Genomic DNA, 17,233 nt, shown 5'->3' on the forward strand with positions numbered 1-17,233 from the left:
AAATGAAAAATACAATACTAATTGCACTGTTTTTTATTACCTCAATTTCCTTTGCACAATCCGTTAAATTAGAAGGTCTCATAACCGATTCAAAAACAGTTGGTCTTGAAATGGCCAATGTGATGGCAGTAAATAAAGCCACAAAAGCTATGGATTCTTATGCCATAACAAATGATAAAGGAAAGTTTCTTCTTAATCTAAAACCAAATACAACGTATAGCTTAAAAATCAGTTATTTGGGAATGCAGAATAAAGAGCTGGAAATTACCACAACTTCAGAAAACAGCATTAAAAATATTGCATTAGAAGAAGGCGGAATTGAATTGGATGGTGTTGAAATTGTACGTGAAATGCCGGTTTCAATAAAAGGTGATACTATTGTTTATAATGCCGATTCTTTCAAATCTGGAACAGAACGGAAACTGGAAGATATTCTCAAAAAATTACCTGGAGTTGAGGTTAACGCTGATGGCGAAATCGAAGTTGAAGGGAAAAAAGTATCCAAATTAATGGTAGAGGGTAAAGACTTTTTTGATGGCGATACTAAGTTAGGCGTCAAAAATATTCCAGCAGATGCCATTGATAAAATCCAAGTATTGAGAAACTACAGCGAAATTGGTGCGTTAAAAGGAGTAGAGAACAATCAGGATAATGTTGCGATGAACATTAAACTAAAATCAGGAAAGAAAAATTTCTGGTTTGGGGATATGACCGCTGGAATTGGAGTGGCGCATGAGGAAAGTCGCTATTTGATTAATCCAAAATTGTTTTATTACAGTCCAAAATACAGTATCAATTTAATTACAAATTTTAATAATATTGGCGAATTGCCATTAACAGTTCAGGATTATTTTAAATTCACGGGCGGTTTTAGAGGAATGATGCAAAAAGGGGGTTCCAGTTTTAATGTGTCTTCGAATGATTTAGGAATTTCACTTTTAAGAAATAATAGAGCCAAGGAAATTGAGACAAAGTTTGGAGCTACAAATTTCTCCTACAATGTAAATAAAGCTTGGACGTTAAGCGGTTTTGGAATCCTTTCCTCTTCAGAAACAGATTTAGAAACAAAATCACAAACGAATATTTTACAGCCTAATTCTTCTGAAATTCTTTCTACAGAAAATCGTCAGGAAATAGCAAATCAAAAAAGTAATTTAGGATTGTTCAAATTGAGTTCTAGTTATAAACCAAGTGCGAGGCTTCAATTTGATTATGATGTTCTGACCAAGTTGTCCAAGCAAGATGAGAATAATTCACTTTTAAGAGAATCTATTGTAAGCAATAATGCTACAACTGAAAATATCAATACGTTAAAAAAACAAGACCCAATTTCGGTAAATCAGAACTTGAGTTTATATTATACGCAAAGCGATAAAAATATTTTTGCTTTCGAAATGCAACATTTGTACCAAGAGGAAGATCCTTTTTACAATGCTAATTTGCAATCGCAACCTTTTAATTTAGCTGATTATATTTCTGGTCAAAACAGAAATAACATCAATCAAAGTCGGTTTGTAAAAACCAGTAAGATTGACGCTAAATTGGATTATTATTACATGGTTACACCAAAAAGTAATATCAATGTTACTTTAGGAAATACGTACTCCCATCAAAATTTCAATTCCAATATTTTTCAGATTTTAGATAACGAAACGGTCAATACTTTAGACGATGTAGCGAATACAAATGATGTGAATTACAATTTCAATGATACGTTTTTAGGATTACATTATAAGATTTTGAGCGGGAAATTCACCTTTACACCAGGAGTAAGTTTGCATACCTATACTATGACAAATGAGCAATTAGGAAGCAGTAATGGTCAAAATTTCTTTAGAGCATTACCTGATTTCTTAGCGATTTATCAAATCAAAAAAGCGGAAACATTAACCTATAATTTTTCGTACACCAATAATTTTACGGATATCAATCAACTGGCTGAAGGATTTGTTTTGTCAAATTACAACAGCCTGACCAGAGGAAATCGACTTTTAGAGAACGCCACCGCACAAGTACATTCGTTACGCTACTTTAAATACAACATGTTTAATTTTGAAAACATTACCGCTTTTGTCAATTATTCCAGAAGAGTTGATGCGATAAAAACTCGAGCAGTATTCAACGGAGTCAATCAAACGTCATCTCCATTTAATTCTGATTTTGCAGATGAAACACTGTCAGGAAATGGTTCTTATGGACGTTCTTTTTTGAAAAATTATAAAGCCTCTTTGGGGGCCTCTCTCAATTGGTCTAAATTTAATAATATCCAGAATAATGTGCTGTCAACAAACGAGAGTTTTACCCAAAACTATACTTTGAAAGCATCGACGAATTATAAAAACATGCCTAATTTAGAGTTGGGATATAATATTGTAACCAACGATTATAATAATGCTACTTTTTACACAGAAAAGCCTTTTGCTAAACTGGATTATTTCTTTTTAAAGAGTTTTTCTTTTGTTGCTGAATATGAGTTTTATCATTATTATAACAACACTAAAACGGTCGATAATGAATATGATTTCTTAACCGCCAGTTTAATTTATCAAAAGAAAGGCAGCAAGTTAGAATATAAAGTAAGCGGAACTAATTTATTGAACACAACCTCATTAAATGACGATAATTTCAGTCAGTTTGCAACCAGAACCTCACAATACACCGTTCAGCCTCGGTATGTAATTTTTTCTTTAAAGTATAATTTGTAGTAGATTTGCCAGAAGATAAAAGGCCTTTGAAGTTCATTCTTCAAAGGCTTTTTTTTAGTTTTTAATTCCTACCAATACATCGATATGGAACTGATCGACCGTTTTTTTATTTCCTTTTCTTTTACCACTTACGTTTATATAGTATATTAAAATCGTGTATTTAGGAGTTTCAATTTTTTGTGTAATCTTGTGGTTCCAATTTTCTTTATAATCAAAATCGGGAGTTTGGCTGACAAAATCGACTATCTTCAACGGAACGATGTCCTGATTGATTTGTAAGTCTACTCCGTATTCTTTTTTAGTAGAAATAATAGAATAGGACTTATTGTCGATTGTAATACATTCGGTACATTCTAAATCTTCGCTATTTGCAATGGAAAAAGACACATCATAGCCTTGAATGTTTTCTATATTTTGATTGTTGTTTTCGTAAAAATTATAAAAATACTCGTTGTTGTTGTTGTTTATTTTTTGGTCATATTGAGCGCGATAATCGAGTCCCAGTGCTTTCATGATTTGGGAGGAATTTGGGTTTTTGTCCTTTTTAATCAAGGCAGTTAGTTTGTCTTTTGTAAATGGAAGAAGCGCTTCTAAACCATAGTTTTCTTCTAAGAAATCAACAATACTGCTTAAATCTTGCTCTTGTTCAAAAGTGAGTTTTTCCTTTTCTATTTTTTGCAAATAGGACTCAAATCTGGAAAGCTGACTGTTTTTGGATATAGAATCTGCACTTTGCGGTCCAATAATGGTAAGCAAAGCCGTTATGCACATCGTGATAGGAATAAATTTTATTTTAGGCTCTTTTTTGATTATAAAATAGGCTACTACAATGGTTAACCAAATTGATAATGCCAATACATAATAGCGCTCATGTGTGAATCCGTATAGGTGGATTCTATATAAAATAGCCCAAAACAACAATCCCAATAACGGGACTAATAAATAATAAAACCAATGGTTAAAGGTTCGCATCCAAAGATTTCCAGTTTCTTCGGCAATAGGATGCACTAGTAAAAAAGAAAGTATTCCAAAAATGGCAAAAACCAAAACGAGATTAGAAACCCAGCCCACAGGTAAAGAAAGTGTGACTAAAATTTTTGTTTCGTAACAAATCAAAATCACCAAATAAATGCTGATTAATGGAAGCAAAACATATTGAGTGAAATTTTTAAGACCTTTTGGATATTTTAAAATATGAGGAGACGATTCGTTGTTGGTTTCAGGAACGCCAGATAAAAAGAATATCGTATTAAATACCCCTGCGATGATAAAAAATAGGTGTAGGTATATTGTGTCATAAAAATCTACATTGAATAAATGGTGTACCGCTAAAATAGCCAAGGATAATCCGGAATACAACACAACGCTATACAAACTAGCGGTTAGAATACGAAGAAAAAGCTGTTTGTTGAATTCCCAGAATTCATCTTGCTCATAGGCTTTTGGTAAAAAACCAGCAAATGAAACCAGTAGATGCAAAGCAATATTAAGTACAAAAATTGCAATGCTTCAACCTCTGTTATTTTTTCCGAAAAGCTAAATATAAAAGCAGTTACTAATCCACCAAGTATTAGACTGATTAAAAATCGAATCCAACTGTTTTTGTGAGTCGCTGAGAAATATAAACTAACGGAAAGAAATAAAACCAAACACAGCGAGCAACACATGATGCTTTTAGTATAAAAATTCTCTATTGTATCATTTCTTTCTTCTGAGAGTATAATTGCGAATACCGTCCCTAAAATCGTTAGTATGGTTTCTAGCGGGAATCTGGAAATGGTTTTTTGTGAAGCTTGTAATACGCTTTGGAAAGAAGGGAATTTAGCCATGATTTTGGTAAATTATTTTTTACTAAGTAAAGAAAAATACCGCATATAGGCAAACAAAAACCCCGAAGTCGCAGTAACAGAATTCGGGGTTTGAATATGTATTAGATTTAAATTTTTAAGGTTCTAAAACCAAAATTACAATCCAAATGCTGTTTTAACTTGTTCTACAAAATCTAATTTTTCCCAAGTAAACAATTCAACAGTAACTGTTTTTTCGTTTCCACCTGGAGCAGAAAAAGTTTTAGTAACTGTTTCTGGAGTACGTCCCATGTGCCCGTAAGCAGCAGTTTCGCTATAGATTGGGTTTCTTAATTTCAAACGTTGCTCAATAAAGTACGGACGCATATCAAAAATAGCTTCTACTTTTTTAGCAATTTCACCATTAGTCAAGTTTACTTTTGATGTTCCGTAGGTATCAATAAAAATACCCATTGGTTTAGCCACACCAATCGCATAAGAAACCTGTACTAAAATCTCTTCAGCAACACCCGCTGCAACTAAGTTTTTAGCGATATGACGTGTAGCATAGGCCGCACTTCTATCTACTTTACTTGGATCTTTTCCAGAGAATGCACCACCACCGTGAGCACCTTTTCCACCGTAAGTGTCAACGATAATTTTTCTTCCTGTCAATCCAGTATCTCCGTGCGGTCCTCCAATTACGAATTTTCCGGTTGGGTTAATATGGTATTGGATTGCATCATTGAATAAATGTGCATGCGTTGGATTTTTTGCAATAATCCTTGGAATTAATATTTGAACGATGTCTTTTTTGATTTTTGCAAGCATTGTAGCTTCTTCGTCAAAATCATCATGTTGTGTTGAGATTACAATAGCATCAATACGAGTTGGTTTATTGTCATCGCTATATTCTAAAGTTACTTGTGATTTAGCATCAGGACGCAAATAGGTAATTTCGTTATTTTCACGTCTTAAAATGGCTAATTCTTGCAATAATTTATGAGATAAATCAAGTGCCAATGGCATATAATTTTCCGTTTCATTAGTAGCATAACCAAACATCATTCCTTGGTCACCAGCGCCTTGCTCTTCAGGATTTTTCCTGTCAACACCTTGATTAATGTCAGCAGATTGTTCGTGAATAGCTGAAAGAATTCCACAAGAATTGGCTTCAAACATGTATTCGCTTTTCGTGTAACCAATTTTCTTGATTACGTCACGAGCGATTTGTTGTACGTCTAAATAGGTATTTGATTTTACTTCACCAGCCAAAATTACCTGGCCAGTAGTTACTAAAGTTTCGCAAGCTACTTTTGAGTCAGCATCAAATGCCAAAAAATTATCAATTAATGCATCCGAAATTTGATCTGCAATTTTGTCTGGATGTCCTTCGCTTACAGATTCTGACGTAAATAAATAGGCCATAATAATTATTATTTTAAAATTAAGCGAGAAAAAATAATTGCTGAAAAGGACTAAAGAAGAGTTTCTGCTTTAGCATTTTTTCTACTGAAAAATTTTCAGTATTCATAATGAATTGATTTCATTATGAAGAGGTTGCAATCAGTTCAAATTTTTCCTCTTGTATTCGGGTGCAAATGTATGAAACCATTTTGAATTGCAAATTAATCTTAACTTTTTTTTTGCTGATAAATCTTTTCATCTACTCATATAAATATAAAAGGGAATGTGAGGCTGGATTTTCTTTGTGTTTTTTTTAAAACTTATTTGGAAAATTCAGAAATAGTTAGCATATTTGTTATAACAAAAAACGAAAGATGAAATTTAATGTGTGTAATATGTCAAAAGCCATTCAGGAAAAGTCCTGTGGGTCGTCTATTGCTTAAATTTAAATTAAAATTTATATAGCAAAAGCCTCCCAAGAAAATGGGAGGTTTTTTTTTTGAAATCTATTTAGTTGAAAACATAACAAGATTAATTATAGAATGAATAACCTGAAAATCCAGAATACAAATAATTTTAAAGTCAAAAATATGATTTGCGCCAATGCCATTATGTGCATTCGTGTCTGTTGATTCCAAAAGTATAAGTTTATAGCACAACTTAAAACCCTTTTGGATACGTATCTAAAAGGGTTTTTTCATTCAGATTAGTTTGGAAGTATAGAAACATTTCAGAAATCAAAAAATAATTTAAAACAAAACTAACATCGTAAATTCAAATAGTATGAGCACATTAAAAAATTTTCCGAAGAGATTACGGTTACTAAAAGGCTTTAGTATCAGAACCAAAACAGAAAAGGAAAACGATTCAAAAAATGAATTGACCAATCCAAGATTTGAAATATCAAAAAATGATCCTTTGGCGCAGAAAATAGTGCCGAGTTCATTACTGTTTCAAATGTATTCAAAAGAAAATGAAGAACTTTTTATTTAAAAAAGGGATAGTCATTTTAGCTTTTGAATCGCCGATAGTAAATCTCAAATTATGATTTCGACGAAAGATAAAACAATGCTATATTGTTTTATCTTTTGTCGGGATGATGATTCTGTATGATTTTTTCAAGTCAATTTGCAATAAATCAATTAGAACCAATTTGATAAAAATTTGGATGTTTAAAAAAATAGTAGTTAATTTGTGCCTTTAAGTTCAAAAACGTATTGAAATGTTATAAAGAAAGGCAGAGGGATTAGACCCGATGAAGCCTTAGCAACCCTTCGATTTATCGAAGAAGGTGCTGCATTCTACCTTTATTCTGTCCCGAAACTTCGGGATATTTCAGAATCTAAAGGAAAGATAACACAAAGAATTCTTCTAGTTCACTTCTAGCTTTCTTTCTAATATTTCCAGACACAAATCAAAAATCATAAAAGATTTGAAATTGGAAAATAAACCAACATCTATTACATTACAAAATTTCACCACCGAAAGTGGGGCTTTTTATGCTACCATAAACTTAAGTTTTCAAGTTTTTGGACCAGCTTTACATACAGCTCCAATCGTTTTGGTAAATCATGCATTGACTGGAAATTCACAAGTTGTGGGAGACAAAGGTTGGTGGAATGATTTAATTGGTGAAAACAAAACCATCGATACCAATAAATATACAATACTGGCTTTTAATGTTCCGGGAAATGGTTTTGATGATGCTATCATTGAAAATTATTCGGATTTTAATACCAGAGATATTGCCAGAATTTTTATTGAAGGCATTCATTTTCTTAAAATCAAACAGCTTTATGCCATTATTGGCGGTTCTGTTGGCGGAGGAATTGCTTGGGAATTGGTTGCATTGGAACCAAAAATCACACAACATTTAATTCCTATTGCAACCGATTGGAAATCGACAGACTGGTTAATTGCCAATTGCTTTTTGCAAGAGCAAATTCTCAAAAATTCTTCAAAACCTATTGAAGATGCTCGAATTCATGCCATGCTTTGCTACAGAACTCCCGAATCTTTTACTGCAAAATTCCAGAGAACTACTAATGAGGAATTAGCCATTTTCAATGTAGAAAGCTGGCTGAGTCATCATGGTAAAAAGCTTCAAAAACGTTTTCAAATTTCGTCTTATAAAATGATGAATCAATTGTTGAAAACGATAGATATTACCAGAAACAGCAATTCATTCGAAGAAGTGACATCAAAAATTGAAGCTGATATTCATATCATCGGAATCAATTCAGACTTGTTTTTTACTGCAAATGAAAATAAAGCCACTTTCGAGGAATTAAAAAAATATAAAAATAATGTTACCTATCAGGAAATAGTTTCCATTCACGGACATGACGCTTTTTTGATAGAATACAAACAATTAGACAATTTGCTTCAGGATATATTCTAAGCCAAAAAACACAACACAATGAAAATATTAAAATTTGGAGGTAAATCGTTATCGAATGGCGACGGAATAAATAAAGTGATTGCGATTATTACCGATAAAGTAAATCAAGGAGAAGAAATTGCAATTGTAGTATCAGCAAGAGGAAATGCTACGGATGAATTGGAAGAAATTTTAAGTATTGCTTCTAAAAACGGAGATTACAAACCGCTTTTTGAAGATTTCAAAAAGTACCAACAAGACGATTATCAAGACGTAGATTTGTCTGAGGAATTCAATGTTCTAGAAAAATTATTTGAAGGCGTAAGTTTAATTGGCGATTACAGCAACAAAATAAAAGACCAAATTTTATCAAAAGGAGAATTGCTTTCGGCAAAATTACTCACGGCTATTTTGGTTGAAAATGGCATAAATGCCCGTTTTGCCGATACAAGAGAATTGATAAAAACTGATTCTAAATTTGGTGATGCGCAACCTTTGGAACAAATTTCGAAGAAAAATGTCATCAATTATTTCAAACAAAACAACGGAACAACCGTGAATATTGTTACCGGTTTCATAGGTTCTAACAACAATAATGACACAACTACTTTAGGAAGAAACGGCAGTAATTATACCGCTTCTTTGATTGCGAATTATTTAAATGCAGACGAATTACAGAATTATACACACGTAGACGGAATTTACACCGCAAATCCTGACTTAGTACTTGATGCTAAAAAAATTGACCATTTGACTTTTAACGAGGCGAATGAGTTGGCTAATTTTGGTGCAACCATTCTTCATGCAAAGACTATTATTCCTTTACTGGAAAAAAATATTCCGCTACGTATTTTGAATACTTTCAATCATGAAAACAAAGGGACATTAATCACATCTAATTCTAACAAAGAAGGAATTAAAACGCTTTCGGTGCTTGAAAATGTATCTTTGGTGAACTTGGAAGGAAGAGGATTGCTAGGAAAAACGGGCGTTGATGCACGTATTTTCAGAGTGATGGGAGACAATGACATTAGCGTAAGCATCATTTCTCAAGGTTCTTCAGAAAGAGGAATTGGTTTGGTAGTTGCCGCTGATAAAGCGACTAAAGCAATGATCGAATTAGAAAAAGAATTCGAAAATGATTTCTATTCAAAAGATGTGAATAAAATCACGGTAACCGATAATGTTTCGGTGATTTCTATCATTGGCCAGGATTTGAGCACTTTTCACAAGCCTTATACGGCCTTGATAAAAAATAAAATTGTCCCAATTCTTTTTAATAATACTGTTACCGGTAAAAACGTGAGTTTGGTTGTAAAAAAATCCCAACTGAACAAAGCCTTAAATGTAATTCACGGTGAGATTTTTGGAGTTTCAAAGAAAATCAATATCGCTATTTTCGGACATGGATTAGTCGGTGGTACGTTGATAAACCAAATATTGGAATCGGCAGCAACCATCGAAAAACGAAAAGACATTAAGTTGAATGTTTTTGCTATTGCCAATTCAAGTAATGTACTTTTAAATAAAAACGGTGTTACTCCAAACTGGAAAAATGAAATCCAAAATAATGGCTTTTCTTATACTATCGATGATGTAATTGCTTACGCGAATGAGCATCACTTGGAGAATTTGATTGCGATTGATAACACGGCAAGTGCCACATTTGTTGAAAATTACATTCCTTTGGCAGAAAGCAGTTTTGATTTGATATCGTCTAATAAAGTGGCCAATACGTTAAGTTATAGTTTTTATAAAAAACTACGAAAAGTATTAGCAGATAATCAAAAGAGTTATCTTTATGAAACCAATGTTGGAGCGGGGTTACCGTTAATAGATACGATCAAATTATTGCACCTTTCTGGTGAAAATATCACTAAGATTAAAGGCGTTTTCTCTGGGACATTGAGTTATTTATTCAATAATTTTTCTGCAAAAGACGCTCCGTTTAGTGAAATATTGAAAGAAGCAATTGATAACGGATATACAGAGCCAGATCCAAGAGAAGATTTATGTGGGAATGATGTAGGTCGAAAATTATTGATTTTGGCAAGAGAATTAGACTTACAAAATGAGTTTGAAGAAATTGGTATTCAAAATTTAATTCCAGAACATTTACGTGAAGGTGATGTTTCTGATTTTTTAAATAAATTGAAGGAATTTGATCCAATTTATGCTAAAATAAAAGCCGAACAAAAGCCAAATCACGTTTTAAGGTACATAGGTGAATTGTCAGGCGATTTGCAAAATGATAAAGGAAATCTGGAAGTGAAACTGGTTTCTGTACCATCAGATACTGCTTTAGGCGGATTGAAAGGTTCGGATTCTTTCTTCGAAATTTACACGGAATCGTATGGCGACAGACCAATCGTGATTCAAGGCGCAGGCGCAGGATCAGCAGTAACGGCGAGAGGTGTTTTTGGAGATATTTTGAGATTATCGGATAAAGGGTAAAGATTTAAGATTGCAGATTTTTGAATTTAGATTTCAGATATAAAAAACAAAAATCCGTTTCATCTGCGTGCAATATAAATTATTAAAAAAAGGGACTGCCTCCAGTCTTGGCTCCCTTCCCTGTGGGGAGGGTTGGGGAGGGGAAAAATGAAAATAACACTAAACAGAGTAAATGACAATTTCCACTTTGAATTAAAAAACGAGCGTGGTCACATAGTAAATGTTGATAGCCGACCAGAATTTGGTGGAGACGATAAAGGTCCAAGTCCAATGGAATTAGTATTGATGGGTGTTGCGGGCTGCAGTGCCATTGATATGATTTCGATTTTAAAGAAGCAACGCCAAGAAATCACTTCTTTCAAAGCAGAGGTTGAAGGAGAGCGTGTGCAAGTAGGAGAAGCAAAACCATTCAAGGATATTACAGTAGTCTTCTTTTTGGAAGGTCCTATTAATGAAGAAAAAGCAGCTAGGGCGGCACAACTTTCTTTCGAAAAGTACTGTTCGGTTTCTAAAACATTAGAGCCAACAGCGACTATACATTACAAAGTAGTTTTGAATAATAAATCATTATAGTTTAATTAAAGATTGGATTTGAATATCCGAACAACTTTAAGTCTTAAACTTTAAACTAAAAATAAAATGAACGAACAAGAATTTGGTTTTGAAACTCAAGCCATACGCACCCAATTAGAAAGAACACAATTTCAAGAACACTCGGTTCCTTTATACTTAACATCAAGTTTTGTATTTGAGGATGCCGAAGATATGCGTGCTTCTTTTGCTGAGGAGAAGGATAGAAATATTTATAGTAGATACAGCAATCCCAATACCAATGAATTTATAGAGAAAATTTGTAAAATGGAAGGTGCTGAATCAGGTTTTGCTTTTGCTTCTGGAATGGCAGCAGTGTATTCAACCTTGGCAGCTTTATTGAAATCTGGAGATCATATTGTTTCTTCTAGTAGTGTTTTTGGGGCGACACATTCTTTATTTATCAATTATTTTCCAAAATGGAATATTGAAACCTCCTATTTTGATATTAATAAGCCAGAAACCATTGAAAGTTTTATTACACCAAATACAAAGATTCTTTTTGCTGAATCTCCAACCAATCCAGCGGTAGATATTATCGATTTGGAACTGTTAGGTACTATTGCCAAAAAACATAATTTGATTTTGATTATTGACAACTGTTTTGCGACACCTTATTTGCAGCAACCGATAAAATGGGGTGCACATTTAGTGGTACACTCAGCTACAAAATTAATGGACGGTCAAGGTAGAGTTTTGGGCGGAATAACTGTCGGTGATGCTGAATTGATTCAAAAAATCTATTTATTTTCTCGACTTACCGGTCCTTCCTTATCTCCATTTAATGCTTGGGTATTATCAAAAAGTTTAGAAACCTTAGCGATTCGTTTAGATAGACATTGTGAAAATGCCTTGAAAGTGGCTGAGTTTCTGGAAAGCCATCCCCAGGTTAATAAAGTGAAGTATCCTTTCTTGAAATCGCATCCGCAATACGAAATTGCTCAAAAGCAAATGAAATTAGGAGGCAACATCGTTGCATTTGAAATCAAAGGCGGAATTGAAGCGGGAAGAGCCTTTTTAGATAAAATAAAATTGTGTTCGCTTTCGCCAAATTTAGGAGATACCAGAACAATTGTTACGCATCCAGCATCTACAACTCACAGTAAATTAACTGTTGAAGAAAGATTAGCGGTGAGTATTACGGATGGTCTAGTGCGTGTTTCTGTAGGACTGGAAACAGTTAAAGATGTAATTGCTGATTTAGAACAGGCACTTTCGTAAAAATTTAGATTTCAGAATACCGATTTTTGATTGTAGATTTGAGGTCAATTAAAAATCGGTATTTTATATATCATTCATAAATATTTTTTCAAAATGCTTTCAAAGAAAACAAAATACGGAATAAAAGCATTGACTTTTTTGGCACGCCAGAAAGATCAAACGCCGATACAAATTGCTGAAATAGCAAAGAGTGAACATATTTCGATTAAGTTTTTGGAAAGTATTTTACTACTGTTACGCCATTCTGGTTTTTTAGGTGCCAAAAAAGGAAAAGGCGGAGGATATTATTTGATAAAAGATCCTAAGGAAATAAATATGGCTCATGTGTATCGAATTCTCGAGGGCCCAATTGCGTTACTTCCTTGTGCCAGTCATAATTTTTATGAGCCTTGTGATGACTGTACAGATGAATCCACTTGTGCGGTCCGTAAACTAATGACAGAGGTTCGTGACAATACGCTTATGATATTGGAAAACAATACGCTAGCAGATATCGCTTTTTAGACAATAAATCACAAAATAAATTTTGTAGTTAAGTAAAAAGTTCTACTTTTGCATAATAATCTACTATTCCGATGGGGTAATAGATATAAATAATTAAAACAGTTGAATTTTAAAAGCATGAGCAAAGAATTGAAAGCCATTAATATCAATGTAAAATCGGAAACGACTTTTAAAGAACGCTTGTGGGTTATTGTTCCGGTTGTCTTATTAGTAGGTTTAATTTCTACATTAGTGTACAATCATCATGCAGAATTTTCTTGGGATGGTTTCATAGCGGGATTTAATCAGGAGTTTTTAATCTTTTTCTGTATTGGGATATTTGCACAATTAGTAGATGGAACCTTAGGAATGGGGTATGGAGCGACTTCGACTTCTTTTTTATTGGCGTATGGAATTCCGCCTGCAATCAGCAGTACAGGTGTTCACGTTGCTGAAATGTTTACTACTGGAGCTTCTGCCATTTCTCATCATCGATTTGGGAATATTAATAAAAAACTAGTGAGACATTTGTTGATTCCGGGTGTTTTAGGTTCTATTGCAGGTGCTTATTTATTGTCGGATGTGATTGATGGAGATGCGATAAAGCCTTTTATAGCAGTGTATATGATTGCGCTGGCAGTTATAATTATTAGAAAAGCATTAAAAAAGAATATCATTAAAAAGAAAACTAAAAAATTAGGTGTTTTGGCTTCTTTTGGAGGTTTTATGGATGCTGTTGGTGGTGGTGGATGGGGGCCAATCGTGACTTCAACCTTACTTGGAAACGGCAGAAATCCTAGATACACTATCGGTTCTGTGAATGCAGCCGAGTTTGCAGTAGCTTTTGCAAGTGGTGTTACATTTATGCTTTTTGGAGGAATACAAGGATGGCAAGTGATTATAGGGTTGATTTTAGGTGGTGTGATTGCCGCTCCAATTGCCGCAATTTTAGTCAATAGAATAAAGAGAAAACCTATGATGATTTTGGTAGGGATTTTAATTATTATTTTGAGTTTAAAAACACTGTCTAAATTATTATAAAGAGAAACAATATTATGAGCATAGCAATAACCAATACTTTATTAGATAAAACAAAGGATTTTTCAATTGAAGAAACACTTTCGTTTTTAGCTAATGAATACAAAGATAAAGTGGTTTTTTCTACTTCTTTTGGGCAGGAAGATCAAGTAATAACAGCTTTAATTGGTCAAAATAATTTGCCAATTAACATTTTTACGTTGGATACTGGTAGATTATTTCAAGAAACGTATGATGTTTTCCATAAAACATTAAAAAAGTATAAAATCGATATTAAAACGTATTTCCCCGAAGCTTCTGAAGTAGAAAATTTGTTGAATCAAAAAGGGCCAAATAGCTTTTACGAATCGGTAGAGAATAGAAAGGAATGTTGTTTCATTCGAAAAGTAGCGCCTTTGACTAAAGCTTTGAAGGGAAATGACATTTGGATTACGGGTTTAAGAGCCGAGCAATCCGAAAACAGAAATGATTTGGCTTTTTTTGAATATGACGCACATTTTGATATCATCAAATTCAATCCGTTATTAAAATGGACTTTAGAAGAGGTTCAAAAATATATAGACGATAATAATGTGCCACAAAACACCTTGCATAAAAAAGGTTTTGTAAGCATTGGTTGTGCGCCTTGTACCAGAGCAATTGTGCCTGGAGAAGATATCAGAGCAGGAAGATGGTCTTGGGAATCGAGTCATAAAGAATGTGGCTTGCACCAGAAGTAATTTTAAATTATGAATTATAAATTATAAATGATTGTTGGAATCTTTAAATTTTTCAATCATTTAAATCTTTAAATTAAAAAAATGAGTACCATATTAAAAACAAACGCTTTAGAAAGCGAAGCGATATACATATTTAGAGAAGTTATTTCTCAGTTTGACAAGCCGGTTTTACTTTTCTCTGGTGGAAAAGATTCGATTACATTGGTGCGTTTAGCACAAAAAGCATTTTTTCCTGCTAAGATTCCTTTTCCATTGTTGCACGTAGATACCGGACATAATTTTCCTGAAACGATTGAATTCAGAGATAAATTGGTTGCTGAACTAGGATTGGAATTAATCGTTCGTAATGTGCAAGATGCTATTGACGAAGGTAAAGTCGTAGAAGAATCTGGGAAATATTCCAGCAGAAATAGTTTGCAAACGACAACACTTTTGGATGCAATCGAAGAATTCAAATTTGATGCTTGTATTGGTGGTGCGCGTCGTGATGAAGAAAAAGCAAGAGCTAAAGAACGTATTTTTTCTGTTCGTGATGATTTTGGTCAATGGGATGAGAAAAACCAACGTCCAGAATTGTTTGATATTTTGAACGGAAAAATTGAAAATGGTCAAAACGTTCGTGTTTTCCCAATTTCGAACTGGACTGAGCTTGATGTTTGGAGTTATATTGAGCAAGAGCAAATCGAAATTCCATCTATTTACTTTTCACACAAACGTAAAGTATTCTTGAGAGACGGTATGATTTGGTCTCATTCTCCATTTGTGTACCAAGAAGAAGATGAGGAAATTGAAGAAAGAATTGTTCGTTTTAGAACCGTTGGCGATATGAGTTGTACCGCGGCTGTTGATTCTTACGCAGCAACAATTCAAGAAGTAGTAGGCGAAATCAGATCTTCGACTATTTCAGAAAGAGGAGCCAGAATTGATGACAAACGTTCTGAAGCTGCAATGGAGAAAAGAAAACAACAAGGGTACTTTTAGAAAATAATTATAAGTTATGAATTTAAAATTATGAATTGTTCCGAGACATTTAAAATTTAAAATTCAACATTTAAAATAAAAAAATCAAATTTAGAAGTGTATGTAAGGTGTTTTGGGAAACTTGAAACCTTAAACTTTTAAACTTTAAACAAAATTCAGATGGAAGTTTTAAAAATAGCGACAGCAGGAAGTGTAGATGACGGAAAAAGTACCTTAATTGGAAGATTATTATACGATACAAAATCGTTGACTACAGATAAGATTGAAGCAATAGAAAAAAGCAGCAAGCAAAAAGGATACGATTATTTAGATTTTTCTTTGGCTACCGATGGTTTGGTTGCTGAGAGAGAGCAAGGAATCACGATTGATGTGGCACATATTTATTTTTCGACTGCCAAGAAAAGTTACATTATTGCCGATACCCCAGGTCACGTAGAATATACACGAAACATGGTTACGGGAGCTTCGACTTCGCAGGTTTCTATCATTTTGATTGATGCCCGTAAAGGAGTTATTGAGCAAACGTACCGTCACTTTTTCATCAATAATTTATTGAGAGTAAAAGAAGTGATTGTTGCGGTAAACAAAATGGATCTAGTTGATTATTCAGAAGAAGTATACAACAAAATCAAAGCTGATTTTCAGGAATTAAATAGCAAAAGTGCTTTTAAAGAGCAAAACGTAAGTTACATTCCGTTGAGTGCTATTAACGGAGGAAACGTTGCAGACAAATCAGAAAACATGCCTTGGTACACTGGACAAACGGTTTTGGAACATTTAGAAGCTTTAGAGCCAGAAGATGTTTTTGAAACAGGAAAAGCACGTTTCCCAGTTCAAACGGTTATCCGACCAAAAACGGAAGAGTATCATGACTTCAGAGGATATGCCGGAAAATTATACGGTAATAATATTAAAGTTGGAGATGCGGTAACCGTTCTTCCTTCTTTGACAGAATCTAAAGTGACTAATATTCACTTTTTTGACAAACAATTTGATGAAGCTACAGCAGGTTCTTCGATTACTTTGGAACTGGAAAATGATATCAATGTAACAAGAGGTGACATGATTGTAAAATCGAATGAGCTTCCCAGAATCGAAAAAGATATTAATACAACGATTTGTTGGATGGACAGCAAAAAGTTAGTTCCAGGTGCTAAATATTTGGTACAACATAATACCAACAGAGTTTTAGCAAAAATTGAAAGTGTGAAAAATGTAATCGCAACCGATTATTCTGGGGTAACGCCAGCAACTCAGTTGAGCATTAACGAAATTGGTGAAGTAAATATTAAATTGAGTAAAGCGTTGTATTTTGATGCCTACAACGACAACAAATCAAACGGCGCTTTTATTTTAATAGATGTTGCTACTAATACCACAGCGGGAGTTGGATTTATTCGTTAGTTTTTGGCTTAAGCCAAAAATAAAATCCAAACATAATTAATATCCAATAGCCTAAAGTCAAGA

General features: G+C 33.6%; 14 protein-coding genes and 1 riboswitch. Of the genes, 12 read left to right on the plus strand and 2 right to left on the minus strand.

Annotated features, from left to right (window positions below):
* Positions 1-2 precede the first annotated feature (2 nt).
* A complete protein-coding gene (locus ACNQF8_RS06290; RefSeq protein WP_417953074.1) occupies positions 3-2,705 on the plus strand; it encodes a carboxypeptidase-like regulatory domain-containing protein in 2,703 nt (900 codons plus the stop codon).
* Positions 2,706-2,759: 54 nt separating this feature from the next.
* Here ACNQF8_RS06290 and ACNQF8_RS06295 read toward each other — a convergent pair whose 3' ends face one another.
* A complete protein-coding gene (locus tag ACNQF8_RS06295; RefSeq protein WP_417953075.1) occupies positions 2,760-4,184 on the minus strand; it encodes a DUF4153 domain-containing protein in 1,425 nt (474 codons plus the stop codon).
* Between the two features lie 273 nt (positions 4,185-4,457).
* Here ACNQF8_RS06295 and ACNQF8_RS06300 point away from each other — a divergent pair, with 273 nt between their 5' ends.
* Positions 4,458-4,583, plus strand: coding sequence for a hypothetical protein (locus tag ACNQF8_RS06300; protein ID WP_417983470.1), 126 nt, complete (start codon positions 4,458-4,460; stop codon positions 4,581-4,583).
* An 86-nt stretch (positions 4,584-4,669) separates the two neighbouring features.
* Here the strand turns inward: ACNQF8_RS06300 and metK are convergent, their stop codons facing one another.
* A complete protein-coding gene (metK, locus tag ACNQF8_RS06305; protein WP_417953076.1) occupies positions 4,670-5,920 on the minus strand; it encodes a methionine adenosyltransferase in 1,251 nt (416 codons plus the stop codon).
* A gap of 762 nt (positions 5,921-6,682) precedes the next feature.
* On the opposite strand from metK, the gene ACNQF8_RS06310 reads away from it, so the two are divergent.
* The 10 genes from ACNQF8_RS06310 (at position 6,683) to ACNQF8_RS06355 (ending at position 17,170) form a co-directional block, all read left to right on the plus strand.
* Positions 6,683-6,892: a hypothetical protein gene (locus tag ACNQF8_RS06310; RefSeq protein ID WP_417953077.1), complete on the plus strand. Its 210-nt coding sequence runs from the start codon at positions 6,683-6,685 to the stop codon at positions 6,890-6,892.
* 229 nt (positions 6,893-7,121) lie between these two features.
* Positions 7,122-7,259: riboswitch (SAM riboswitch) on the plus strand.
* Between the two features lie 78 nt (positions 7,260-7,337).
* Positions 7,338-8,300 carry an alpha/beta fold hydrolase gene (locus tag ACNQF8_RS06315; protein WP_417953078.1) on the plus strand — a complete coding sequence of 321 codons (963 nt, stop codon included), beginning with the start codon at positions 7,338-7,340 and terminating at the stop codon, positions 8,298-8,300.
* An 18-nt stretch (positions 8,301-8,318) separates the two neighbouring features.
* Positions 8,319-10,733, plus strand: a complete 2,415-nt coding sequence (gene thrA / locus ACNQF8_RS06320; protein ID WP_417953079.1) for a bifunctional aspartate kinase/homoserine dehydrogenase I — start codon at positions 8,319-8,321, stop codon at positions 10,731-10,733.
* 147 nt (positions 10,734-10,880) lie between these two features.
* Positions 10,881-11,306, plus strand: a complete 426-nt coding sequence (locus ACNQF8_RS06325) for an OsmC family protein (protein ID WP_417951226.1) — start codon at positions 10,881-10,883, stop codon at positions 11,304-11,306.
* A gap of 66 nt (positions 11,307-11,372) precedes the next feature.
* Positions 11,373-12,545, plus strand: a complete 1,173-nt coding sequence (locus tag ACNQF8_RS06330) for a trans-sulfuration enzyme family protein (protein ID WP_417951227.1) — start codon at positions 11,373-11,375, stop codon at positions 12,543-12,545.
* Positions 12,546-12,638: 93 nt separating this feature from the next.
* Positions 12,639-13,049 carry an RrF2 family transcriptional regulator gene (locus ACNQF8_RS06335; protein WP_315208763.1) on the plus strand — a complete coding sequence of 137 codons (411 nt, stop codon included), beginning with the start codon at positions 12,639-12,641 and terminating at the stop codon, positions 13,047-13,049.
* A 117-nt stretch (positions 13,050-13,166) separates the two neighbouring features.
* Entirely contained in the window at positions 13,167-14,069 is a 903-nt protein-coding gene (locus tag ACNQF8_RS06340) for a sulfite exporter TauE/SafE family protein (protein ID WP_417951228.1), read from the plus strand.
* A 14-nt stretch (positions 14,070-14,083) separates the two neighbouring features.
* Complete coding sequence (locus ACNQF8_RS06345) at positions 14,084-14,785, plus strand: phosphoadenylyl-sulfate reductase (RefSeq protein WP_417951229.1); 702 nt, start codon at positions 14,084-14,086, stop codon at positions 14,783-14,785.
* A gap of 81 nt (positions 14,786-14,866) precedes the next feature.
* Entirely contained in the window at positions 14,867-15,766 is a 900-nt protein-coding gene (gene cysD / locus ACNQF8_RS06350; protein WP_099713587.1) for a sulfate adenylyltransferase subunit CysD, read from the plus strand.
* Positions 15,767-15,925: 159 nt separating this feature from the next.
* Entirely contained in the window at positions 15,926-17,170 is a 1,245-nt protein-coding gene (locus tag ACNQF8_RS06355) for a sulfate adenylyltransferase subunit 1 (RefSeq protein ID WP_417951230.1), read from the plus strand.
* Positions 17,171-17,233 lie beyond the last annotated feature (63 nt).

Source organism: Flavobacterium labens (genome assembly GCF_048286755.1).
Classification (GTDB): Bacteria; Bacteroidota; Bacteroidia; order Flavobacteriales; family Flavobacteriaceae; genus Flavobacterium.

Coding starts and splice junctions, on each gene's coding strand:
- ACNQF8_RS06290 (WP_417953074.1), top strand. CDS start 3: ATGAAAAATACAATACTAATTGCACTGTTTTTTATTACCTCAATTTCC.
- ACNQF8_RS06300 (WP_417983470.1), top strand. CDS start 4,458: ATGGTTTCTAGCGGGAATCTGGAAATGGTTTTTTGTGAAGCTTGTAAT.
- metK (WP_417953076.1), bottom strand. CDS start 5,920: ATGGCCTATTTATTTACGTCAGAATCTGTAAGCGAAGGACATCCAGAC.
- ACNQF8_RS06310 (WP_417953077.1), top strand. CDS start 6,683: ATGAGCACATTAAAAAATTTTCCGAAGAGATTACGGTTACTAAAAGGC.
- thrA (WP_417953079.1), top strand. CDS start 8,319: ATGAAAATATTAAAATTTGGAGGTAAATCGTTATCGAATGGCGACGGA.
- ACNQF8_RS06325 (WP_417951226.1), top strand. CDS start 10,881: ATGAAAATAACACTAAACAGAGTAAATGACAATTTCCACTTTGAATTA.
- ACNQF8_RS06330 (WP_417951227.1), top strand. CDS start 11,373: ATGAACGAACAAGAATTTGGTTTTGAAACTCAAGCCATACGCACCCAA.
- ACNQF8_RS06335 (WP_315208763.1), top strand. CDS start 12,639: ATGCTTTCAAAGAAAACAAAATACGGAATAAAAGCATTGACTTTTTTG.
- ACNQF8_RS06340 (WP_417951228.1), top strand. CDS start 13,167: ATGAGCAAAGAATTGAAAGCCATTAATATCAATGTAAAATCGGAAACG.
- ACNQF8_RS06345 (WP_417951229.1), top strand. CDS start 14,084: ATGAGCATAGCAATAACCAATACTTTATTAGATAAAACAAAGGATTTT.
- cysD (WP_099713587.1), top strand. CDS start 14,867: ATGAGTACCATATTAAAAACAAACGCTTTAGAAAGCGAAGCGATATAC.
- ACNQF8_RS06355 (WP_417951230.1), top strand. CDS start 15,926: ATGGAAGTTTTAAAAATAGCGACAGCAGGAAGTGTAGATGACGGAAAA.